19 protein-coding genes and 1 pseudogene are annotated in these 21,036 nt (G+C 58.3%); 9 read left to right on the top strand and 11 right to left on the bottom strand.

The features are described 5' to 3' along the window. The first annotated feature begins 1 nt into the window (after position 1). The gene (locus EKL29_RS15345; RefSeq protein WP_120457789.1) at positions 2–934 is read left to right on the top strand and encodes a GlxA family transcriptional regulator; all 933 of its coding nucleotides are present in this window, start codon (positions 2–4) and stop codon (positions 932–934) included. Here the strand turns inward: EKL29_RS15345 and EKL29_RS15340 are convergent. After that, positions 919–1,914: an acyltransferase gene (locus EKL29_RS15340; protein ID WP_120457791.1), complete on the bottom strand. Its 996-nt coding sequence runs from the start codon at positions 1,912–1,914 to the stop codon at positions 919–921. The genes EKL29_RS15345 and EKL29_RS15340 overlap by 16 nt on opposite strands. A gap of 192 nt (positions 1,915–2,106) precedes the next feature. Between EKL29_RS15340 and glyQ the strand changes: the two genes are divergently transcribed. The 4 genes from glyQ to EKL29_RS15320 all read left to right on the top strand — a co-directional run bounded on the left by glyQ (position 2,107) and on the right by EKL29_RS15320 (position 5,982). Then, entirely contained in the window at positions 2,107–3,018 is a 912-nt protein-coding gene (gene glyQ / locus EKL29_RS15335; protein ID WP_120457793.1) for a glycine--tRNA ligase subunit alpha, read from the top strand. A gap of 9 nt (positions 3,019–3,027) precedes the next feature. Beyond that, entirely contained in the window at positions 3,028–5,097 is a 2,070-nt protein-coding gene (gene glyS / locus EKL29_RS15330; RefSeq protein ID WP_126690123.1) for a glycine--tRNA ligase subunit beta, read from the top strand. Between the two features lie 185 nt (positions 5,098–5,282). Continuing rightward, positions 5,283–5,672 carry a type II toxin-antitoxin system RelE/ParE family toxin gene (locus EKL29_RS15325; RefSeq protein WP_126690122.1) on the top strand — a complete coding sequence of 130 codons (390 nt, stop codon included), beginning with the start codon at positions 5,283–5,285 and terminating at the stop codon, positions 5,670–5,672. Next, a complete protein-coding gene (locus tag EKL29_RS15320) occupies positions 5,665–5,982 on the top strand; it encodes a DNA-binding transcriptional regulator (protein ID WP_126690121.1) in 318 nt (105 codons plus the stop codon). Before EKL29_RS15325 ends, EKL29_RS15320 begins: the two co-directional genes overlap by 8 nt. 184 nt (positions 5,983–6,166) lie before the next feature. Here the strand turns inward: EKL29_RS15320 and EKL29_RS15315 are convergent, their stop codons facing one another. From EKL29_RS15315 to fdnG, 5 genes and pseudogenes are all read right to left on the bottom strand, one after another. Beyond that, a complete protein-coding gene (locus EKL29_RS15315) occupies positions 6,167–6,778 on the bottom strand; it encodes a glutathione S-transferase (protein ID WP_126690120.1) in 612 nt (203 codons plus the stop codon). 26 nt (positions 6,779–6,804) lie between these two features. After that, on the bottom strand, positions 6,805–7,731 hold the full coding sequence (gene fdhE / locus EKL29_RS15310) for a formate dehydrogenase accessory protein FdhE (RefSeq protein WP_126690119.1): 927 nt from the start codon (positions 7,729–7,731) through the stop codon (positions 6,805–6,807). Then, positions 7,731–8,372 carry a formate dehydrogenase cytochrome b556 subunit gene (gene fdoI / locus EKL29_RS15305; RefSeq protein WP_126690118.1) on the bottom strand — a complete coding sequence of 214 codons (642 nt, stop codon included), beginning with the start codon at positions 8,370–8,372 and terminating at the stop codon, positions 7,731–7,733. The genes fdhE and fdoI overlap by 1 nt, the downstream gene beginning before the upstream one ends. Further along, a complete protein-coding gene (gene fdxH / locus EKL29_RS15300) occupies positions 8,369–9,253 on the bottom strand; it encodes a formate dehydrogenase subunit beta (protein ID WP_126690117.1) in 885 nt (294 codons plus the stop codon). The genes fdoI and fdxH overlap by 4 nt, the downstream gene beginning before the upstream one ends. A 12-nt stretch (positions 9,254–9,265) precedes the next feature. Beyond that, a pseudogene (gene fdnG, locus EKL29_RS15295) lies at positions 9,266–12,317 on the bottom strand (formate dehydrogenase-N subunit alpha). Positions 12,318–12,720: 403 nt separating this feature from the next. Here fdnG and fdhD point away from each other — a divergent pair. The 4 genes from fdhD (at position 12,721) to EKL29_RS15280 (ending at position 15,607) form a co-directional block, all read left to right on the top strand. Then, positions 12,721–13,536 carry a formate dehydrogenase accessory sulfurtransferase FdhD gene (fdhD, locus tag EKL29_RS15290; protein WP_126690152.1) on the top strand — a complete coding sequence of 272 codons (816 nt, stop codon included), beginning with the start codon at positions 12,721–12,723 and terminating at the stop codon, positions 13,534–13,536. 16 nt (positions 13,537–13,552) lie between these two features. Further along, on the top strand, positions 13,553–13,687 hold the full coding sequence (locus tag EKL29_RS23335; protein WP_269949709.1) for a hypothetical protein: 135 nt from the start codon (positions 13,553–13,555) through the stop codon (positions 13,685–13,687). Positions 13,688–13,844: 157 nt separating this feature from the next. Beyond that, a complete protein-coding gene (sodA, locus tag EKL29_RS15285) occupies positions 13,845–14,462 on the top strand; it encodes a superoxide dismutase [Mn] (RefSeq protein WP_120457808.1) in 618 nt (205 codons plus the stop codon). Positions 14,463–14,644: 182 nt separating this feature from the next. Beyond that, a complete protein-coding gene (locus EKL29_RS15280) occupies positions 14,645–15,607 on the top strand; it encodes a VirK/YbjX family protein (RefSeq protein ID WP_126690116.1) in 963 nt (320 codons plus the stop codon). 8 nt (positions 15,608–15,615) lie between these two features. Here EKL29_RS15280 and EKL29_RS15275 read toward each other — a convergent pair whose 3' ends face one another. The 5 genes from EKL29_RS15275 to EKL29_RS15255 form a co-directional block, all read right to left on the bottom strand. Then, positions 15,616–15,978: a YibL family ribosome-associated protein gene (locus EKL29_RS15275; protein ID WP_120457812.1), complete on the bottom strand. Its 363-nt coding sequence runs from the start codon at positions 15,976–15,978 to the stop codon at positions 15,616–15,618. A gap of 87 nt (positions 15,979–16,065) precedes the next feature. Then, positions 16,066–16,599: an MltR family transcriptional regulator gene (locus EKL29_RS15270; protein ID WP_120457814.1), complete on the bottom strand. Its 534-nt coding sequence runs from the start codon at positions 16,597–16,599 to the stop codon at positions 16,066–16,068. 82 nt (positions 16,600–16,681) lie between these two features. After that, positions 16,682–17,830, bottom strand: a complete 1,149-nt coding sequence (mtlD, locus tag EKL29_RS15265; protein WP_120457816.1) for a mannitol-1-phosphate 5-dehydrogenase — start codon at positions 17,828–17,830, stop codon at positions 16,682–16,684. Positions 17,831–17,924: 94 nt separating this feature from the next. Next, a complete protein-coding gene (locus tag EKL29_RS15260) occupies positions 17,925–19,859 on the bottom strand; it encodes a PTS mannitol transporter subunit IICBA (RefSeq protein WP_120457817.1) in 1,935 nt (644 codons plus the stop codon). Between the two features lie 447 nt (positions 19,860–20,306). Then, complete coding sequence (locus EKL29_RS15255) at positions 20,307–21,023, bottom strand: DUF3053 domain-containing protein (RefSeq protein WP_120457820.1); 717 nt, start codon at positions 21,021–21,023, stop codon at positions 20,307–20,309. Positions 21,024–21,036 lie beyond the last annotated feature (13 nt).

The following is a 21,036-nucleotide window of genomic DNA, read 5'->3' as shown; positions in this document are numbered from 1 at the left end:
AATGCCGCAAACCGTCCTCTTTCTTACCCTGCCCGGCGTGATGGCGCTCGACCTGACCGGACCGGCGGAGACGTTGCGGCTGGCGGGAGATCGCTTCACGCTGCGCTATATCGGTCCGCAGGAAGCCGTTTTAAGCTCCACGCAGATGACCATCGCCGGCATCGAGCCGCTGCCGGAAAGCCTGCCGCCCGACAGCCTGCTGGTGGTGCCGGGGGTTTATGATTCTGCGATTTGGTTCGCTACGCCGCAGGCGGAGATGGCGCGGCGCTGGCTGCAACGACAGCAGCCGCTGCTGCGCGCGCAGCAGTTTTCCCTTATCTGCGTCTGTTCCGGCGCGCTGCTGGCAGCAGAGGCCGGTTTGCTCGACGGCGTGCAGTGCACGACCCATCACGATGTGCTGTCGCGCCTGAAATCTGCCGCGCCCGCCGCGCTGGTAAAGGAGAATCGCGTCTTTGTCGATGACGGCAATATCTGGACCAGCGCAGGTATCACCGCCGGGATCGACCTCTCCCTACACCTGATTAACCGGCTGTGTGGCGCGCAGATCGCGCTGGAGGTCGCGCGTGACATGGTGGTGTGGTTCCGCCGCTCCGGCGACGATCCGCAGCTGTCGCCCTGGCTGCGCTATCGCAATCATCTGCATCCGGCGATACACCGGGCGCAGGACGTGATGATCGCGCATCCCGAACGCGGCTGGTCGCTGGAGGATCTCGCCGCGCGCGTTCACGTCAGCGGCCGCCATCTGGCGCGCCTGTTCCGGCAGCATCTGGGCATCAGCGTGCGTGAATACCACGAGCAGCTGCGGCTGGGCATCGCGCGCCAGCGCCAGCAGCAGGGCGAAGGCGCGGAAAAAGCGGCGCTGGCGGCGGGTTTCTCTTCGGCGCGCCAGCTGCGACGCGCCCGTGACCGCTGGCGCGATCAGCTTACCCAGTGACGCTTATCGAGACGCTGAAGCCCCATCGCCAGCAGCAGACTGCCCGCCAGCGTCACGCCGAACACCCAGGGGAGATCGAGCAGCGGCCGCGACATATCGTCATAGTGGCGGGTGCGCAGGAAGTGGATAAAGAGCGCGTGAAAGCCGTAGATCGGCAGCGAATAGCGAGAAAGCGTGCCGAGCACCGGCAGCGTCCGGGCGTTCAGCGCATTTTTGAACAGCACCAGCAGGCTGATGGCGGCGATAAACACCAGCGGGCCGCAGTAGAGATACCAGCGATCGTTGAACGCGCCGTTGGCAATCAGCGCCTGTTTTGTTCCTAACGTAATGCCGATGACGCAGGCGATGAACAGCCCCGCCGCCAGCGGCGTCACGCCGCGTTTTCCGGTTTCCATGGTGCCGATAGCGCGTCCCAGCAGGGCGTAGAGCAGGTAATAGATACTGTCGCCACTGACGTAGAGATTCACCGGCAGCCAGTGAAAGGGGCCGACCGCCTGATCCACCGTGTTCGGGTTCGCCAGCACCGCCAGCACCAAAACCAGCAGCGTCACATAGCGCGCCTGCACCGCTTTCACCTGAATCAGCGGCGACAGCAGATAGATGCCAATCAGCGCAAAGAAAAACCACAAATGATAGAACACCGGCTTTTGCAGCATTTTCAGCAGCGAGCGCCCCTCGCTGATGGGCGTCAGCCAGGTGATATAGGCCAGCGCGACCGCGCTGTAGAACAGCAGACAGAGCACCAGCCGCAGCAGATGGCGCGGCTGCGCGCTGCGTTCGCCGAAGAACAGGTAGCCGGAGATCATAAAAAAGAGCGGCACGCAGACGCGCGACGCAGAATTAAGCAGGTTGGCGATATCCCACCAGTGACCGGTCACCGCCATCGGGCCGGTGATATACCAGGTGGTGGTATGGATCACGATCACCATCAAACAGGCGACCGCGCGTAAATTGTCGATCCAGCAAATCTTTTGCGACATCGGGTCCTCTTGCGCATCACATTAATGCGAAGAAGGGTAGACAGTCGCGATGCGCGCGACAACTTTTCGCGTCAGGATTCGGAGCCGTCTGGCGACGCGACGCCCGGCAGGATTTCCGGCTGCACATCGCGCGGTCAAAGGGTATACTGTCGCACTCTTTTTTCATCTACCCGACTCGCGTGCGAAATCATCATGCAAAAGTTTGATACCAAAACCTTTCAGGGCCTGATCCTGACATTGCAGGATTACTGGGCGCGTCAGGGCTGCACCATCGTTCAGCCGCTGGACATGGAAGTGGGCGCTGGCACTTCACACCCTATGACCTGCCTGCGCGCACTCGGACCAGAGCCGATTGCCGCAGCCTACGTGCAACCGTCGCGTCGACCTACCGACGGCCGCTACGGCGAAAACCCGAACCGCTTACAGCACTACTACCAGTTCCAGGTGATCATCAAGCCATCGCCGGACAACATTCAGGAGCTGTATCTCGGATCGCTGAAAGAGTTAGGCATCGATCCCACCGTGCATGATATTCGCTTCGTGGAAGATAACTGGGAAAACCCAACGCTGGGCGCCTGGGGCCTCGGCTGGGAAGTGTGGCTCAACGGCATGGAAGTGACGCAGTTCACCTACTTCCAGCAGGTGGGCGGCCTGGAGTGTAAGCCGGTGACCGGCGAGATCACCTACGGCCTCGAGCGTCTGGCGATGTATATCCAGAGCGTCGACAGCGTTTACGATCTGGTCTGGAGCGACGGCCCGCTGGGTAAAACCACCTATGGCGACGTGTTCCATCAGAACGAAGTGGAGCAGTCCACCTACAACTTCGAATATGCCGACGTCGATTTCCTCTTTACCTGCTTCGAGCAGTACGAGAAAGAGGCGCAGCATCTGCTGGCGCTGGAAAAACCGCTGCCGCTGCCGGCCTATGAGCGCATCCTGAAAGCCGCGCACAGTTTTAACCTGCTGGACGCGCGCAAGGCGATCTCCGTGACCGAGCGCCAGCGCTATATTCTGCGCATCCGCACCCTGACCAAAGCCGTGGCTGAAGCCTACTACGCCTCCCGCGAGGCGCTGGGCTTCCCGATGTGCAATAACAACAAGTAAGAGGCAGCCATGACTGAAAAAACGTTTCTGGTGGAAATCGGCACCGAAGAGCTGCCGCCGAAAGCTTTGCGCAGCCTGGCCGAAGCCTTTGCTGCACAGGTCACCGCCGAGCTGGATAGCGCCGGTCTGGCGCACGGCGAAGTGCGCTGGTATGCCGCGCCGCGCCGTCTGGCGCTGAAAGTGGCTAAGCTGAGCGCCGCACAGCCCGATCGCGAAGTCGAAAAACGCGGCCCGGCCGTGTCCGCTGCCTTTGACGCCGAGGGCAATCCGACCAAAGCGGCGGAAGGCTGGGCGCGCGGCAACGGCATCACTGTCGATCAGGCTGAGCGCCTGAGCACCGATAAAGGCGAATGGCTGGTTTACCGCGCGCAGGTGAAAGGCGAATCCGCCCAGTCGCTGCTGCCCGGCATGATTGCTACCGCGCTCGGCAAGCTGCCGATCCCGAAACTGATGCGCTGGGGTGCGAGCGACGTGCAGTTTGTGCGTCCGGTGCACACCGTGACGCTGCTGCTGGACGATGAGCTGATCCCGGCCACGATTCTCGGCATTGAAGCAGGGCGCACTATTCGCGGTCACCGCTTTATGGGCGAGCCTGAGTTCACCATCGACCACGCCGACCAGTATCCTGACATCCTGGAAACGCGCGGCAAAGTCATCGCCGATTACGCGGTGCGTAAGGCGCAGATCAAAGCCGATGCGGAAGCGGCGGCGCGCCAGCTGGGCGGCAATGCCGACCTGAGCGACAGCCTGCTGGAAGAGGTGACCTCGCTGGTCGAGTGGCCGGTCGTGCTGACGGCAACCTTTGAGGAGAAATTCCTCAAGGTGCCGGCGGAAGCGCTGGTCTACACCATGAAGGGCGATCAGAAATATTTCCCGGTCTATGACGACGCGGGCAAGCTGCTGCCGAACTTTATCTTCGTCACCAATATCGAATCGAGCGATCCGCAGCAGATTATCGCCGGTAACGAGAAGGTCGTGCGCCCGCGTCTGGCGGATGCCGAATTCTTCTTTAATACCGACCGTAAAAAGCGTCTGGAAGATCATCTGCCGCGTCTTGAAACCGTGCTGTTCCAGAAAGAGCTGGGTACGCTGCGCGACAAGACCGACCGTATTCAGGCGCTGGCAGGCTGGATCGCCGCGCAAATCGGCGCGGACGTAAATCATGCGACGCGCGCCGGTCTGCTCTCCAAATGCGACCTGATGACCAATATGGTGTTTGAGTTTACCGACACCCAGGGCGTGATGGGGATGCACTACGCGCGTCACGACGGCGAAGCTGAAGATGTGGCGGTAGCGCTCAATGAGCAGTATCAGCCGCGCTACGCCGGCGACGATCTGCCCTCTAATCCGGTGGCCTGCGCGCTGGCGATCGCCGACAAAATGGATACCCTGGCGGGCATCTTCGGCATCGGTCAGCATCCGAAAGGCGACAAGGATCCGTTTGCGCTGCGCCGCGCCGCGCTGGGCGTGCTGCGCATCATCGTAGAGAAGAACCTGCCGCTCGATCTGCAAACCCTGACGGAAGAAGCGGTGCGTCTGTACGGCAGCAAGCTGAGCAACGCCAACGTTGTAGATGACGTCATCGACTTTATGCTGGGCCGTTTCCGCACCTGGTATCAGGAAGAGGGCCACAGCGTCGATACGCTGCAGGCAGTGCTGGCGCGTCGTCCGACCCGCCCGGCTGATTTCGATGCGCGTATGAAGGCGGTGTCGCACTTCCGCACGCTCGACGAAGCGGCGGCGCTGGCGGCGGCGAACAAGCGCGTCTCCAATATTCTGGCGAAATCGACCGAAACGCTGAATGAGAGCGTGCAGGCGTCGCTGCTGAAGGAGAACGAAGAGATCCAGCTGGCGACCTTTGTTACCGCGCTGGGTGACAAACTGCAGCCGTACTTCGCTGAAGGTCGCTATCAGGATGCGCTGATCGAACTGGCGCAGCTGCGCGAAGCAGTCGATAACTTCTTCGACAAAGTGATGGTGAACGCCGACGATCAGGCGGTGCGGGTGAATCGCCTGACGCTGCTGGCGAAGCTGCGCGAGCTGTTCCTGCAGGTGGCGGATATTTCGCTGTTGCAGTAAGCGAGTAATAAATTGAAAAGGCCGACATTACTGTCGGCCTTTTTTTTCTAAAAATTGCCCTGTACTAAAAGATTTCGGGTCGTTTAACTCTGTTTAATCAGCCGACAAAGATTAAGGGATGTTTGATCTGACCCGTAAGGAAGACTATAGTAACGCTTACGGATGAAAGGCAGGCAGAGGGAGCTATGGGCATTTATTTGACGCCTGAGTTCGATGAGGAGCGCAGGCGACTGGGAATTACCGATAAAGTCATTTGCAAAACAGCCCGGAAAGTTTACAGCGGCCTTAAAGGCGATCAACTGGGTAAATTCACTTATAAAAGGCGAATTGCTTTACCAAAAGTGGGCGAAAGAGGTGGAGCACGATCGATCGTTTTCTTTAATGAGGGTGAGCACCTTTACTTTTTTTACCTTTACGCCAAGAGCGAATTGTCTAAAAAGAAAGGTAAAGAAATAGAAGACGCCGAAATAGAAATTTTTTGTGATATCGCGTCGGATTTTATAGAGATGGACGATGCAAGGATAAAACATCTTCTTGAAGAGAAAGAACTATTCGAGGTGAAGTGCGATGAGTGACGATTTGAAAAAAATTTACGCGATGGCCAGACGCTATAACAAGCATGGCGTTGTGAAAGACGAAACCCTTAAAACTATCGAAACTCGTATCAAAGCTGCTGATATTCCTGAAGTTCGCCCTATGACGGGTGAAGAAATTAAGGAAGTTCGTCAACGCTGGAAGTTGTCTCAATCAGCTCTGGCGCGAACGACCGGGATGTCTGTTGAAAGCGTCTCTAAATGGGAGCGTGGCGAAAGTAAGCCGAATCAGGCGGTGCTACGTATCATTAATATGATTTCTGACAAAGGGCCAGAAATATTCATGAGTTAAGGCCGTTTCAGACAATTAAAAAATATTTAAACAGCCTTTTGTTATCTCTGCAAAAATTTATTATCTGAGGTTTTATCAGCAATGATTGCCCCCTTCAGGTCGTATAGCTTTATGCTACAGCGCTAAGATACGGGTTCATATCTTAAGCGCTGAGTATGTTATTGGCAGAACTTGCCACAGACCGCTAGGCAGCCGGCGGCGCGGTGCGCGCAAAGCTCTCGCGCTGGAACAGATTCTCCGCCAGCTTCACCAGCGCCGGGCGAACCACGCACCAGTTCGGCACCACATGGCGGAAGTTGATGTAACCGATCATGCAGCCCGTTGCGATATCGGCCAGATTAAGCGTGCCGCTGTTCAGCAAGCGCCCTTCCGCCGCAAGCGTTTCCAGCTTATCCAGCCCGCGCAGGATCTTTTCCCGGTGGCGCGTCAGCACCTCAGTGGACTGCTGCTCCGGCGCGCGCAGCTTTTCGCGCACGATAATGCTGGCGCAGTCGCTGACGCCGTCCGCCAGCCGCTCTATCTGGTGAATATGCAGCGCCAGCCAGGCGTCGTCCGGCAGCAGCGCGGGCGCATCGCCGCGCAGTTCCAGATACTGTGCGATGACAGAGGAGTCGAACCAGGCGTGCTGCTGATCGTCAATCAACGTCGGCACCTTGCCCAGCGGATTATGGCGCGAGACGTGGCTATCGGGGCTGTAAGGCGCATCGTTAACGAATTCAAATACAATGCCTTTTTCCAGCAGAATGACCGATATTTTTCGTACAAATGGGCTGGTATAGCTGCCGATCAGTTTCATCACTCTTCTCCGCCATCAAAGGTTAGTCAGCTCTCATCGGGAAAAAGAAAGGGGTTCAGGCTACTGCGGGAGAACCCCTCCTGCTCCATGCGCGCATCCAGCACCAGCGAGGCGAGATCGTCCGCCACCGGCTCCAGCGCCGGATCTTTTTCCTGATAGAGCATCTTCAGATAGGTGCCGCAGTCGCCGCAGCTCTCTGCTTTCACCGACGCCTGCTCGCTGTCCAGCGACCAGTAGTGCAGATCGCGCGTCTGTTCGCAGTTGCTGCACTTGCTGCGCGCCACGTACCATTCGCTTTCGCACAGGTTGCAGTGCAGATAGCGTAGCCCTTGCTGCGTGCCGAGATGCACGACGCTTGCGACCGGCATGCTGGCGCATACCGGGCAGAACTGCCGCTGTTCGCCATATTCGGCGCGCGCTTTGCCCGGGATCAGCGCCGCCATCTGCGCCCAGTAAACCGACAGCGCGGCCCAGATAAAGGGCGCTTTATCGCTGCTGACCAGGGCGAACTCGCCCGCCAGCAGCGCGCTGGCCAGGATTTCCAGTTCGCCCGCGGCGGTTTTTTCCAGATTCTCCAGTACTGCCAGCGCCTGGCCGGTCATCTCCGGCTTCAGCTCGGCGATAAGCGAGTGCAGCAGGCGCTGCCAGTGCCCATCGCGCGGCAGCGTGTGGATATCCAGCGGCGGTTTGCCTTCGGCGGCGCTCTGCACCAGACGATCGTAGAGATCCTGGTGCAGCGGATGGTCATACAGCACGATCTCCTGCGCCTGCGCGATCTTGGCGGCGAAACGCAGATAGTCGCCAAGGGGATTTTTCGCCGCCAGCTCGCGCAGTCGCGCGGCGCGGCGGCTATAGAGATTCTTCAGCCGTGGAAAAAGTAACGGCGGAATGGTATCCGCCGTGTTTTTTTCGCTCTTCTCCAGCTGGTCTTGGGGGATGATGCGAATACTCATCAGGGGCGTTTTTCCTGTTGTAGTGAGCGGTTACGCTGCTCGCGGTACCAGCGGGGATGGTGCTTCTTCGCCCATGCGGAGCTTACCCAGCCTTCGACCATCGCCGTAATGGTGCCTTTAACCCACAGCGCCGCATAAATGTGCACCATGATCACCAGAATCAGGCCCACGGCGGAGAGAGAATGTACCAGCAGCGCCGCGCGGATCAGCGGGATGCTGAAGGCGCCAGCAAACCAGGGACGCCAGATCGCTACGCCGCTGAGCAGAAGCAGCACTAAGCTGATGATAGCAGCCCAGAACACACACTTCTGGCCAAAATTATAGCGGCCAGTATCGCCGACCTCTTCATTAAGGGCAATTTTGTAGATATTGCGCGCCCACAGCAGGTCCTCTTTATCCAGCAAATTGTGATGCCAGTAGCGGAAAAACATCAGCATAAAGGCGACGAACATGGTTACGCCGATAAAGGGGTGCAGGATACGCGCCAGCTGCGGCGTGCCCAGCACATTCAGCAGCCAGTTGAAGGAGGGAAAGAGGAAACCCAGTCCGCTCAGGGCCAAAAGCACAAAACAGAAGGCGACAATCCAGTGGTTGATACGCTCCGGCGCGCGGTAACGTATGATGCGATCGCTTTTTTTCATTCTTCCTCTTCCTTATGCTGCTCCTCTTCGACCCGATTCGGGCCTACACCGACATAGTGAAACACCGAGGCGGCGAAGGTGGCGGCAAAACCTATCGCCGCCAGCGGTTTCCAGATCCCTTTCCAGAAGGTTACGGTCGGGCTGATGCCGGGGTTCTCCGGCAGCCCATGATAGAGCTGCGGCTTGTCGGCATGGTGCAGCACATACATGACGTGGGTGCCGCCAACGCCTGCCGGATCGTACAGACCGGCGTTTTCAAAGCCGCGCGACCTGAGGTCGGCGACGCGCTCCGTTGCCAGCTGCTGCATCTCCTCTTTACTGCCGAAGTGGATCGCGCCGGTCGGACAGGTTTTGACGCAGGCCGGTTCCTGACCCACGTTGACCCGATCGACGCAGAGCGTGCACTTATAAGCGCGGTTATCCTCCTGGCTGATACGCGGGACGTTAAACGGGCATCCCGCAATGCAGTAGCCGCAGCCGATGCAGTGATCGGACTGAAAATCGACGATGCCGTTGGCGTACTGCACGATGGCGCCCGCCGACGGGCAGGCTTTCAGACAGCCGGGATCGGCGCAGTGCATACAGCCATCTTTGCGGATCAGCCATTCCAGGCGGCCATTCTCTTCCACTTCCGAGAAGCGCATAACCGTCCAGGCTTTGGCATCAAGATCGGTCGGGTTGTCGTAAATGCCGATATTGTGTCCAACCTCGGCGCGGATATCGTTCCACTCCGAGCAGGCGACCTGACAGCCCTTACAGCCGATACAGGTGGTGACGTCGATCAGCTTGGCGACCTGCTGCCTGTGATCGCGCGCCTGCGGCGCTGGCGTGAGGGAACTGGTCGCGGAGCGACGAATAATGTCCTGTGTGGAGTAATCCATGTTCGTTCTCCGTTACGCCTTTTCCACTTTCACTAAAAAACCTTTATATTCCGGCGTTTGCGAGTTAGCGTCGCCCACTGACGGCGTCAGCGTATTGGCGAGGAAGCCTTTGCGCGTCGTGCCTTCAAAACCCCAGTGACAGGGGATACCGATGGTATCGACCGGTTTGCCGTCAATGTGCAGACGCTGGAGACGTCGCGTTACCACCGCTTTGGCTTTGATATAGCCGCGGCGGGAGGTGACCTTAACGCTGTCGCCCGCCTTGATGCCTTTCTCCGCCGCCAGCTCTGTACCAATCTCCACAAACTGCTCCGGCTGCGCGATGGCGTTCAGCAACGCATGTTTCGTCCAGTGACGGAACAGTTCGGTGATGGAGTAGGTGGTCGCGACGCAGGGATAATCGGCCGCCTCGCCCAGTTGTGCGGCATCGCGCGTAAAGAGGCGCGCTACCGGGCTATGGCTCTGCTGCGGATGGAGCGGATTGGCGGCCAGCGGGCTCTCCATCGGCTCATAGTGCTCAGGAAACGGCCCGTCGGCCATTTTATCGAGCGCGAAGAGATGGCCCAGACCGTCCGGCTGCATGATAAAAGGCCCGGCCTGCTGCTGCGGCGGCATCGTCAGCGGATAGTCCGGCACGTCGATGCCCTGCCAGCGCTGGCCGTCCCACTCGATCAGACGGCGATTCGGGTCCCAGGCTTTGCCCTGTTCGTCGGCGGAGGCGCGGTTGTAGAGAATGCGGCGGTTCGCCGGCCAGGCCCAGGCCCAGCCGGAAACCGCGCCCAGGCCGGAGGGATCGGCGTTATCGCGGCGCGCCATCTGGTTGCCCTGCGGTGTCCAGCTGCCCGCATAGATCCAGCAGCCGCTGGCGGTGCTGCCGTCATTGCGCAGTTCGGCGAACGAGCTAAGCTGCTGACCCTTTTTCAGCAGCAGCTTGCCGCTGGCGTCGTAAACATCCTGTAGGGCGCGGCCGTTGCTCTCCTGTGCCACCTCTTCCGGCGAGGGATCGGCGGGATTGCTGTAGTCCCAGCGCATCGCCATCAGCGGTTCCGGCGCGACGCCGCCTTCCTGACGATAGAGTTCGCGCAGGCGTAAAAAGAGATTGCCGAGAATTTTGCCGTCGTGCAGCGCTTCGCCCGGTGGCTCGGCGGCGGCCCAGTGCCACTGCAGCCAGCGCGACGAGTTGGCGACCGAGCCATCCTCTTCGGCGAAGCAGGAGGAGGGCAGGCGGAACACCTCCGTCGCTATCTGCGCGGGATCGACGTCGTTGAATTCACCGTGTGGCTGCCAGAAGCTGGCGGTTTCGGTGCTGAGCGGATCGATCACGACCATATACTTCAGGCGCGAGAGGGCGCGGCACGCTTTATTTTTGTCGGGGAAAGCGGCCAGCAGGTTAAAGCCCTGAATAAGGGCGCCGTTTATTGCGCCCTGTTCCATCATCTCCGCCTGGGCCATGCAGTCGTAGCTCTTGTCCCACTTGGGTAGCCAGTCGTAGCCCCACTGATTCTCCGCCGTGGCGTTATCACCGTAAAAGCTCTTCATCAGGCTGATAAAGAACTTATCGGTGTTCTGCCAGTAGTTAACCTGGCCCGGCAGCGACGCGACGGGCGTCGCTTTTTGCAGATAGTCCGCCAGCGTCGCCATCTTCTCCGACGGCAGCGGCAAATAGCCCGGCAGACTTTGCGACAGCAGGCCGAGATCGGTATAGCCCTGCACATTAGAGTGGCCGCGCAGCGCGTTAATGCCGCCGCCCGGCATGCCGATATTGCCCAGCAGCAGCTGGATCATCGCGGCGGTGCGGATAATCTGCGAGCCGTTCGTATGGTGCGTCCATCCCAGCGCATAGAGGATGGTGGCGGTGCGGTTGGGCGCGCTGGTGGTAGCAAGCTGCCGACATATGGCGAGGAAGGTCTCATGCGGCGTGCCGCACAGGCGCGTTACCATCTCCGGGGTGTAGCGGCTGGCGTGCGCCTTTAGCAGATTCAGCACGCAGCGCGGGTGGCTAAAGCTGTCGTCGCGGCGCGCGTGGCCGTTCTCATCCAGCTCATAGTGCCAGCCAGCGCGATCGTACTGGCGCGTCGCCGCGTCATAACCGCTGAACAGGCCCTCTTCGAAGCTGTAGCCGTCGCTGACGATCAGCGCGGCGTTGGTAAAGGCGCGCACGTACTGCTGCTGGATCTGATTGTGCTGCAACAGATAGTTGATGACACCCATCAGGAACACCACGTCGCTGCCTGCGCGTACCGGCGCATAGAGGTCCGCCACCGACGCTGAGCGGTTGAAGCGCGGATCCACGACAATCACCTGCGCGTTATTGCTTTTCTTCGCCTCGATTACCCATTTAAAGCCGACCGGGTGTGCTTCCGCTGGATTGCCGCCCATGATCAGCACCACGTCGGCGTTTTTGATGTCGTTCCAGTTATTGGTCATCGCGCCTCGGCCGAAGCTGGGCGCCAGCGCGGCGACCGTCGGGCCGTGGCACAGCCGGGCCTGGTTCTCCAGCGCGACGATGCCGAGCGCGCGGGCGAACTTATGGTCGAGCAGGCCAGTTTCATTACTGGCGGCCGACGAGCAGAACATGGCGGTGGTCGGCCAGCGGTTGACCGTGACGCCCGCGGCGTTGGTCTGCTGGAAGTGAGCGTCACGATCCTGCTTCATCAGGCGAGCGATGCGCTCAAAGGCCTCCTGCCAGCTGATGCGCTGCCATTTGTCGCTGCCTGGCGCGCGATACGCCGGATATTTCAGCCGCTGGTCGCTGTGAATATAGTCGAGCACGCCTGCGCCTTTTGGGCAGAGCGAGCCGCGGCTGACCGGATGATCGGGATCGCCTTCAATATGGTAGATAGCGGCGCTGGCATTTTTAGCGCCGTCGCCGAGGCTGTAGATCAGCATGCCGCAGCCGACGGAACAGTAAGTGCAGTTATTACGCGTCTCTCTGGCGCGAATGAGCTTATATTCCCTGACGCTGGCTAATGCGGTTTCCGGGGCAAAACCCAGCAACGCCGCGCTGGTTCCCGCCATGCCGCCAGCGCAGATTTTGAAAAAAACTCCGTCTGGTAATTTGCATTTATCTTTCTTCTTTTATTGGCTCCATTGCGAAGCTATGCAAAATAACAATCCTGACTGTGCCTTATTTGACTGAGGTCAATAAGTTAGGCTTTAGTAATGCTTTTTTTAAATTCTGTTTAAAGACTTTCAGGGATGAGTCGCTTTATCCGCCTGTTTTCCGGGCGGCGATAATAATATATTCCTTAATTAAAACGGTTGTTAAAGCGCAACGGAAAATCATTCTCATTTCTGCAGCTAAGGTGCGCCGCATCGGCATCGGCTATCTTTTCACCGCATAATTTGTATAGCGGTTTTTTTGCGCTACAGGAGACAACAGGGCAAAATTAGCCGCGTGGCTGCTGCCGGTGCGGCAGCGCGCACTTTAATTTATTGTTAATAACAGGTCGTAATCCTTGAACGTTATCCCGCAATCCACCGGCGAAAATTTAACAACTCAGACCGGTGCCAGCGAAAGGCTGGTGTGGCAGCGCGCCGATCTCACCCTCGCGCAGCCCGACTGGCTGGCAGACGAAGTGCCCGTTGCCCTGGTTTATAACGGCATCTCCCACGTAGTGATGATGACCACGCCGAAAGATTTAGAGGCGTTCGCTATCGGCTTCTCCCTCTCGGAAGGCATTATTGACGCGCCAGGCGATATTTTTGGCCTGGACGTGGTGCCGGGCTGTAACGGTATCGAGGTGCAGATCGAGCTTTCCAGTCGTCGCTTTATGGCACTGAAAGAGCAGCGTCGTGCGCTGGCGGGACGGACGGGCTGCGGCGTATGCGGCGTTGAGCAGCTGGAGCAGATTGGCAAGCCAGTGCAGCCGCTGCCTTTTACCCAGACATATGATCTGGCGCAGCTGGATCGCGGTCTGAGCCAGCTGAAAAATTATCAACCGGTGGGCCAGCAAACCGGCTGCACCCATGCGGCGGCCTGGCTACGCCCGGACGGGGAACTGGCGGGCGGCTGCGAAGATGTGGGCCGCCACGTCGCGCTGGATAAGCTGCTTGGCTATCGCAGCCGCGCGGAGTGGGGCGACGGCGCGGTGCTGGTTTCCAGCCGCGCCAGCTATGAGATGGTGCAGAAGTCCGCCATGTGCGGCGTCGAGATCCTGTTCGCCGTCTCGGCGGCGACGCGTCTTGCTGTCGAAGTAGCGGAACGCTGCAACCTTACGCTGGTGGGCTTTAGCAAGCCGGGGCGCGCCACGGTTTATACCCATCCGCAGCGCCTGCGTTAGCGGGACAAAGCGGTCCGTGTCGCTGCCCTGTGAGGAGAGGGGGACGCTGGCGAGCAAGCGGTTGCTGACCGCGCTTTACGGCGATGAACCGCTGCTCTTCCATGCATTGCCGGTGACGCTGAAGCCGCGCAGCAGTACCGGCGGTCTGTAAAAACAACAGGTTGTTTATAACAGATTTATCAAACCCTTATGTTTAATAGGGCATTGATTACCCTTTTCCGGATCATGAATTTAACTATAATGGTTCGACTGCTTACGCGGCACGCCATCGGGCGCCGCCGCCCAAATATGAAATGGAGAGGAAGAACATGAGTTATTCACTGCCATCATTGCCTTACGCCTACGACGCACTGGAACCGCACTTCGACAAGCAGACGATGGAAATCCATCACACCAAACACCACCAGACCTACGTTAACAACGCTAACGCCGCGCTGGAAGGTACCGAATTCGCTGACCTGCCGGTTGACGAGCTGATCACCAAACTGGATCAGGTTCCGGCAGACAAAAAAACCGTGCTGCGCAACAATGCCGGCGGTCACGCTAACCACAGCCTGTTCTGGAAAGGCCTGAAAATCGGCACCACGCTGCAGGGCGACCTGAAAGCGGCTATCGAAAAAGATTTCGGCAGCTTTGAGAAATTCCAGGAAGAGTTTGAGAAAGCCGCTGCTACCCGCTTTGGTTCAGGCTGGGCGTGGCTGGTGAAAAAAGGCGACAAACTGGCTGTGGTTTCTACCGCTAACCAGGACAACCCGCTGATGGGCGAAGCAATTTCTGGCGCGTCTGGCTACCCGATTCTGGGCCTGGACGTGTGGGAGCACGCCTACTACCTGAAGTATCAGAACAAACGTCCTGACTACATCAAGGCGTTCTGGAACGTGGTGAACTGGGACGAAGCCGCTGCGCGTTTCGCCTCTGCAAAATAAGTTTGTCCGTTTAACAGCAAAAACCGGTGAAGCGATTCGCCGGTTTTTTTATGGTTGTAATAGCGATAATTAAACCGAAGCTAAACATGCGCGCAGTTGTTTTTTAACCTTTCACGATATTAACCTTCCGTTGAATTTCACACAGGTAGGCTAAATAACATTCCACAAGAGAATGTTACATCATGTCTATTATAACTACTCCTGCGCCGGCCCTTGAGTCGTCGGCTTCGCTGTTTTTTCGGTTAATCAGCGGAAAATTTACTCCGAATAAACTGTGGTTGAGTAAACGTTTTCGCCTGAAGTTCGCCCTGAGAACCCTGGCGTTTCCCGCGACGACGCTGCGTTATCTGAATCAGCTGTCGCAGCTGCCCGATTTACACCAGGTCATGAGCGTGCAGGGATTATTGCCCGCTAAACTGCATCGTCCCTATTTACGCGCCGGGATCAGCGTGGCGGCACGTGCGCAGGCGATCCTTGACCACTATCAGCTGGTCGCGGCTTTGCAGAATCCCCGGCTGCGGCAGCTGCTGCAAAGTCCCGGCGATAATTTGCTGGCGACGCTGCACGGCAAAAATGATGAAACCTTCGAGCTTTTCTCCTGCCCGGGACGTTTCGATCGCGAAGGCGAAATTACGCTGGTGCTGCGCTACCAGCATGAGGCGCTCGCCTCGCTCTCTTTTTCGCTGATTAATGAAGCGGGCCAGCGCACCTTGCTGATCGGCGGTTTACAGGGGCCGCGCAAACATATCTCTAACGAGGTGATCCGCGAGGCGACGAAAGCAGCGCACGGGCTGTTCCCCAAACGCATCGTTATGGAAGTGGTGTGTATGCTGGCGCAGCACTGCGCGGCAGAGAACATTGTCGCCGTTGGCGATACCACGCATGTGTTCCGCAGCCTGCGCTATCGTCACAGCAAGAGCGATTATTTCTTTGCCAGCTACAGCGAGTTCTGGACATCGCTCGGCGGCGAAGCGCGCAAAGATGCGCTCTATAAGCTGCCACTCAGTATGCCGCGCAAAGGGCTGGAGGAGATCGCCAGCAAGAAACGGGCAGAGTATCGTCGACGTTACGAATTGCTTGATGCGCTGGCGCAGCAGGTATCAGCTGCCGTCGGCCAGCGCGGAGAGGATCAGGCGGCCGCCTGATCCCGGGCTCAGAACGGCTTCTTCGCGAAGCCGGTCATCACCTTCAGACCCATTTCGCGGCCCAGCGCGGTCATCGGATGCACGACCACCAGGCCGCGTACGCTCTTCTTCAGCGTGCCCATGTCGGCCTGCTCTTTTTTGGTAATCTCGCGGCTGAACGGCAGATTTTGCAGCTTCTGCGCCTCCTGGCTCAGCTTATCGTCGCGCTTGTCGCGCAGACGCTCGATCTCCGTAACCAGCGTCTCTTTCTCTTTCAGCAGCGCGCCCAGCTTCTCGGCGTCGCCTGACTCCAGCAGCTGCGGCTCTTTGCGGTTCAGGGCGTCCAGCTGATCGCTCAGACGTTTAATCTCGGCTTTTTCTTGCTCTTTCATGGCGAAAACTCGTTGTGGAAAACAGGCAAAGGATACACGAAAAGCGGCACAGATTCGCGCGCGTCGATGGAGCGGGGCGCCTGAATCTCAGGCGCCGGGACGTTTGAACGCCTGTTTCAGGCTGATGCGCGAGATGAGTTCAGTCAGAGAGAGCACCATGGTCGAGCGCACCATCTGCAGATAGCGCTGTTGCTGCATGGCACGCAGCTCGGCGTCGTCGGGATGAAAGTCCGGTTTCGGCGGCCACGCAACCACACAGTGCAGCTCGCCGAACGGGCCGAGTATCTCATCGTCAGTAAAACGGTAGTCGCCCTGATCGTGATTCAGCTCTTCGCGCAGCGCCAGCAGCAGCTCGCAATCTTCATACTCATGGCGGTTGATAACGCCCAGACCGTAGATAAGCTTGAGGCGCACCGGCAGCTCGCCGAGCGGACCATCGCCCAGCAGCAGCGGCTCAACCGCATATTTCACCGCGTAGTCGTCCTTGCGAAATACCTGCAGCACCAGCAGATTGACTGCTTCAGCCAACAGTTCGACGGCAGCGATCAGGAAGCTTCTCACCGAACGTCCGGCGTTCAGGCGCTCAAGCACCCGGTTTTCAAAAGCTTGCTTCTCTTCCATTGTCGCCTGCAGAATTCTGATACCCTCAACGGGCGCAGCGTCGCTGCGCCCGTACCGCTTGTGCGTGACCAACACGCGACTGTTATGCCATCGCGTTGTACGCGCTGACCGCCGCCGCCACTACGTCGCTATCGGCATCCAGACCCGATACCTGCGCCAGCGTCGCCTGTGGGCCTTTTTCGTTAATCAGCGCTTCCAGCTCCTGAGCCTGCGGATCCTGTGCGCTGCGGTAGTGCATTGCGGCGGCGATACCCTGCACCAGATTCGCGTTCGGCAGCTGATACTCCAGCGTGCCCAGCGTGGGCTTAATCAGACGATCGCCCGCGCTCAGCTTACGCAGCGGCTGACGGCCTACGCGCTCCACGTCATCCTTCAGATAAGGATTTTCGAAGCGGCCAAGGATTTTCTCGATATAGGCGGCGTGCTTGTCGGCGTCGAAGCCGTAGCGCTTGATCAGTACTGCGCCGCTCTCTTCCATTGCGCCTTTGACTACCGCGCGGATTTTCTCATCCAGAATAGCGTCGCGAATAGTCTGATGTCCGGCGAGCTGGCCAAGATAGGCGGTAATCGCGTGGCCGGTGTTCAGGGTAAAGAGCTTGCGCTCGACGAAAGCCATCAGGTTATCGGTAAGCTCCATACCTGCGATAGTGGGCAGCTCGCCTTTGAACTGGGTTTTATCGACAATCCACTCGCTGAAGGTTTCAACAGTCACTTCCAGCGGATCGTTGCTGCCCGCTTCGGACGGCGGCACGATACGGTCTACGGCAGAGTCGACGAAGCCGACATGCTGCTCGACCCAGGCGTGGTGCTGCTCCGGCAACGCTTTCAGCACATGCTGTTTTAGCTGGCTGGTGCCGCGCACCATGTTTTCACAGGCGATAATATTGAGCGGCCGGTCGTTGCCCGCTTCCTGACGTTTCGCCAGGCCTTTCGCCACGCTGCCCGCGATGCGCTCAAGGATCTGCGGGCCGACTGCGGTAGTCACCAGATCAACGTCCGCCACCAGTGCGATAATATCGTCGCTGGTACTGTTGACGGCGCTGACGCCCTTCACGATTTCCACTTTTGCCTGCTCGCCAACCACATGTACTGGATATTCATGACGCGCGTTCAGTGCATCCAGCACCACCTGGTTGACATCGGCAAACACCAGCTCAATGCCTGCATCCGCCAGCAGTTTGCCGATGAAACCACGACCGATATTACCTGCTCCAAAATGTAACGCTTTCATAATATTGACCCATATCAAATGACGATGGGGCGGGCATGCCCGCCCCGGAAATCGGGACGGGCTTACCCGCCCCAGGGAAAATCACGCAGGACGTTTAGGCGGTCGCCGGGCTGCCCGACAGCAGATCCAGCACTTCCTGCACGCTGTTGGTGTGCGCCAGCTTCTCGATGACGCTTTCGTCGTCCAGCGCATTCGTCAGGCTGGTGATGACCTGGATGTGCTCATTGTTACGCGCCGCGATGCCAATGACCAGACGCGCCACGTCATCCGCATCCTCGCCGAACAGTACGCCCTGCGGATACTGACAGAACACCACGCCCGTTTTCAATACGCGATCTTTCGCTTCCACTGTGCCATGCGGCACCGCAATTGACTCGCCCAGATAGGTTGGGGTGAGCTGTTCACGCGCCAGCATCGCTTCCACATATTCCGGCTGAACGTAGCCGCCTTTCACCAGCTGCTCGCCGGCGAAGCGGATCGCCTGCTCTTTATTGCTGGCGCTCAGGCCGAGGAAGACGTTGTCCGCGCCCAGTTTGAACAGATGGGCGTTGCTGGAGTCGTAGCTGTCCGCCAGCGCGGTCTGTACGGTTTCGCGGTGCGCTACGCTACGGTTCGCCGCAATCAGGCGATCGGTCAGGTTGGTGTAGAGCGCGCTGTCGAGGAAGTTATTCAGCGAGATATGCTGCGCCTGCGGTGCCTGACGCATTGCGCGTTCGGTGAGGTCGCGGTGGGTAATCACCAGATCGACATCGCCCGGCAGCGAGTTAATCGCGCTGTTGGTGACAGAGACATTCGTCAGTCCCGCATCCTGCACTTTCTTACGCAGCACGCCAGCGCCCATCGCGCTGGAACCCATGCCGGCGTCACAGGCGACGATGATTTTACGCACATGACTGACATCAACGCTGTTGGCGTCAGCTACGACCGGCGCGCCCGCTACTGCCTGGCCTTTAGACTGCGCTTTCATCTCCTGCATGCGTTTAGTCGCCGCTTCGATATCGTCTTCTTCTTTAACTTTGCTGGTTTTCAGCAGAATAGAGGAGACGACGAAGGAGACGGCAAAGGCCGCGATAATCGCCGCGATGTTGGCGAAGTAGGCACCTTTCGGCGTCATCGCCAGCACGGCCAGGATTGAGCCTGGAGAAGCCGGAGAGACCAGACCGCCATTAAGCAGCGTCAGGGTAAAGACGCCGGTCATGCCGCCCAGAATTACCGCCAGCAGCAAACGCGGTGCCATCAGCACGTACGGGAAGTAGATTTCGTGAATACCGCCGAGGAAGTGGATGATCGCCGCGCCGCCCGCAGACTGTTTAGCGCTGCCGCGGCCAAAGAGCATATAAGCGACCAGCACGCCCATACCCGGGCCTGGGTTTGCTTCAATCAGGAAGAAGATTGATTTGCCCGCTTCACTTGCCTGCTGGATGCCCAGCGGCGAGAAGATGCCGTGGTTAATGGCGTTATTGAGGAACAGGATTTTCGCCGGCTCAACAAAAATCGAGGTCAGCGGCAGCAGGTTGTGCTGCACCATCAGGTTGACGCCTGCGGCGAGAATATGCGACAGACCTTCTACCAGCGGACCGATAGCCAGAAACGCCAGCAGCGCCAGCAACATGCCGATAATGCCGGCAGAGAAGTTGTTGACCAGCATTTCGAAGCCGCTTTTGATTTTACCGTCAACGGCGCGGTCGAAAGATTTGATCGCCCAGCCGCCCAGCGGACCGGCAATCATTGAGCCAAGGAACATCGGCATATCGGCGCCGACGATCACGCCCATTGTTGTGATCGCGCCGACCACGCCGCCGCGATCGCCACCAACCAGACGACCACCGGTGAAACCGATCAGCAGCGGCAGCAGGTAGGTGATCATCGGGCCGACCAGCTTCGCCAGCGTCGCGTTAGGAATCCATCCGGTTGGGATGAACAGCGCAGTGATGATACCCCATGCGATAAACGCACCGATGTTAGGCATCACCATATTACTCAGAAAGCGACCAAAGCTCTGAACCTTGACCTTGACTGATGAGGACATAAAGCCACCCCTTATCGAGACGCGCTGCAATAAGAGAGCGCGTTTGTTTTTGTTAAGCCAGCACGGCGGCAAGCCGTCGCTATTACTGTATGCACGCGGACTCTATCACGCGAATATGACGCTGCGTAGCGGTTGGCCTAAGTGTGATGCAGATCACCTAATTCGGGTGGGGGCAGGGGGCATTTTAGTGAGTCAGATCACATAATAAACGTGTAAAAAAAACACAATGGCTGTTTTTTCGCCGCAAAGCCGGCCTAAATGTGAAGAACATCACGTTTATGGGGGGTTGGTTTGTTTCATTTATGTGACTACGATCACAAACTATTTTTGGTCAAAAATGCGCCATATCACACTCCTGACGAGGCGCTTATCGGGCTGGCGAAAATCTGAAAGGAAGCGACGGCTGAAGAAGCCGGGGCAAGCCTGAGGCTCGCCCCGGAAGAGGTGTTACTGCAAACCGCTCTGAACGGCGGTCTGTGCCTGCGTTAATGCCTGCGCATTGGCGGAGATGGTGCTCATCAGGGCGTTATATTGCGTTACCTGATCCGGCGTCGGGAACTGAACGGCATTGTTGTTGAAGCTCACGCGCGGTCCCTGCTGCTGCAGGAAGTCGCCCGCCTGCGCCGCACCCTGGCTCAGCGCCTGCAGCTTCGGCAGCAGCGGCACCAGCTGACTGGCTGGCTGCGTCACGACTTTATCGTAAACGGTGTCGTAAACTTTTTTCAGATCCTCTTCCTGCTTAAGCGCGGCTTTGCTGCTGTCAGCCTGCATTTTGGCGCTTTCCAGCTGCTGCGTCACAATGACCAGCGCGCCGTTCGCCTGGCGGAGCGCGTCGCGGCGCGTCAGGTAATCCTGTGGAACGTGGATCGCCGACAGCTCATCGACGACCGGGCGCATGCCCTGATCTATCGCTTTATTCACCTGCTGGGAAAAACCATAAAGAATGGCGTAGTCGCCTGCATATTTACCAAAATTCTGCTTCTGACTTTCGCTCAGGCTTGGCAGATGTTCGCCGCTGCGCATGACGGTATTTTGCAGGAAGTCGATAAAGGCTTTGCGCTGATCGCCCTCTTTGTCGCCGCACGCGGTGAGGTTAAGCACCAGCAACGCGGCGCCGAGCAACATGCCGGTACGCATCCAGATGCGAGAAATTCCTGATGCCATAAGGCAACTCCTG

Origin of the sequence: Pantoea sp. YU22, assembly GCF_003970755.1 — a bacterium.
In the GTDB taxonomy this organism is placed as follows: Bacteria; Pseudomonadota; Gammaproteobacteria; order Enterobacterales; family Enterobacteriaceae; genus Pantoea; species Pantoea piersonii.
The sequence above is the reverse complement of the archived record's forward strand: the minus strand, read 5'-3'. Positions and strand labels throughout refer to the sequence as shown.

Excerpts from the sequence above, each read along its gene's own strand:
- EKL29_RS15325 (WP_126690122.1), top strand. The coding sequence starts at position 5,283 with ATGGGCATTTATTTGACGCCTGAGTTCGATGAGGAGCGCAGGCGACTG.
- glyQ (WP_120457793.1), top strand. The coding sequence starts at position 2,107 with ATGCAAAAGTTTGATACCAAAACCTTTCAGGGCCTGATCCTGACATTG.
- EKL29_RS15255 (WP_120457820.1), bottom strand. The coding sequence starts at position 21,023 with ATGGCATCAGGAATTTCTCGCATCTGGATGCGTACCGGCATGTTGCTC.
- fdoI (WP_126690118.1), bottom strand. The coding sequence starts at position 8,372 with ATGAAAAAAAGCGATCGCATCATACGTTACCGCGCGCCGGAGCGTATC.
- fdxH (WP_126690117.1), bottom strand. The coding sequence starts at position 9,253 with ATGGATTACTCCACACAGGACATTATTCGTCGCTCCGCGACCAGTTCC.
- EKL29_RS15270 (WP_120457814.1), bottom strand. The coding sequence starts at position 16,599 with ATGGAAGAGAAGCAAGCTTTTGAAAACCGGGTGCTTGAGCGCCTGAAC.
- EKL29_RS15340 (WP_120457791.1), bottom strand. The coding sequence starts at position 1,914 with ATGTCGCAAAAGATTTGCTGGATCGACAATTTACGCGCGGTCGCCTGT.
- EKL29_RS15280 (WP_126690116.1), top strand. The coding sequence starts at position 14,645 with ATGTCTATTATAACTACTCCTGCGCCGGCCCTTGAGTCGTCGGCTTCG.
- EKL29_RS15275 (WP_120457812.1), bottom strand. The coding sequence starts at position 15,978 with ATGAAAGAGCAAGAAAAAGCCGAGATTAAACGTCTGAGCGATCAGCTG.
- EKL29_RS15260 (WP_120457817.1), bottom strand. The coding sequence starts at position 19,859 with ATGTCCTCATCAGTCAAGGTCAAGGTTCAGAGCTTTGGTCGCTTTCTG.
- EKL29_RS15315 (WP_126690120.1), bottom strand. The coding sequence starts at position 6,778 with ATGAAACTGATCGGCAGCTATACCAGCCCATTTGTACGAAAAATATCG.
- mtlD (WP_120457816.1), bottom strand. The coding sequence starts at position 17,830 with ATGAAAGCGTTACATTTTGGAGCAGGTAATATCGGTCGTGGTTTCATC.
- glyS (WP_126690123.1), top strand. The coding sequence starts at position 3,028 with ATGACTGAAAAAACGTTTCTGGTGGAAATCGGCACCGAAGAGCTGCCG.
- EKL29_RS15320 (WP_126690121.1), top strand. The coding sequence starts at position 5,665 with ATGAGTGACGATTTGAAAAAAATTTACGCGATGGCCAGACGCTATAAC.
- fdhE (WP_126690119.1), bottom strand. The coding sequence starts at position 7,731 with ATGAGTATTCGCATCATCCCCCAAGACCAGCTGGAGAAGAGCGAAAAA.
- sodA (WP_120457808.1), top strand. The coding sequence starts at position 13,845 with ATGAGTTATTCACTGCCATCATTGCCTTACGCCTACGACGCACTGGAA.
- EKL29_RS15345 (WP_120457789.1), top strand. The coding sequence starts at position 2 with ATGCCGCAAACCGTCCTCTTTCTTACCCTGCCCGGCGTGATGGCGCTC.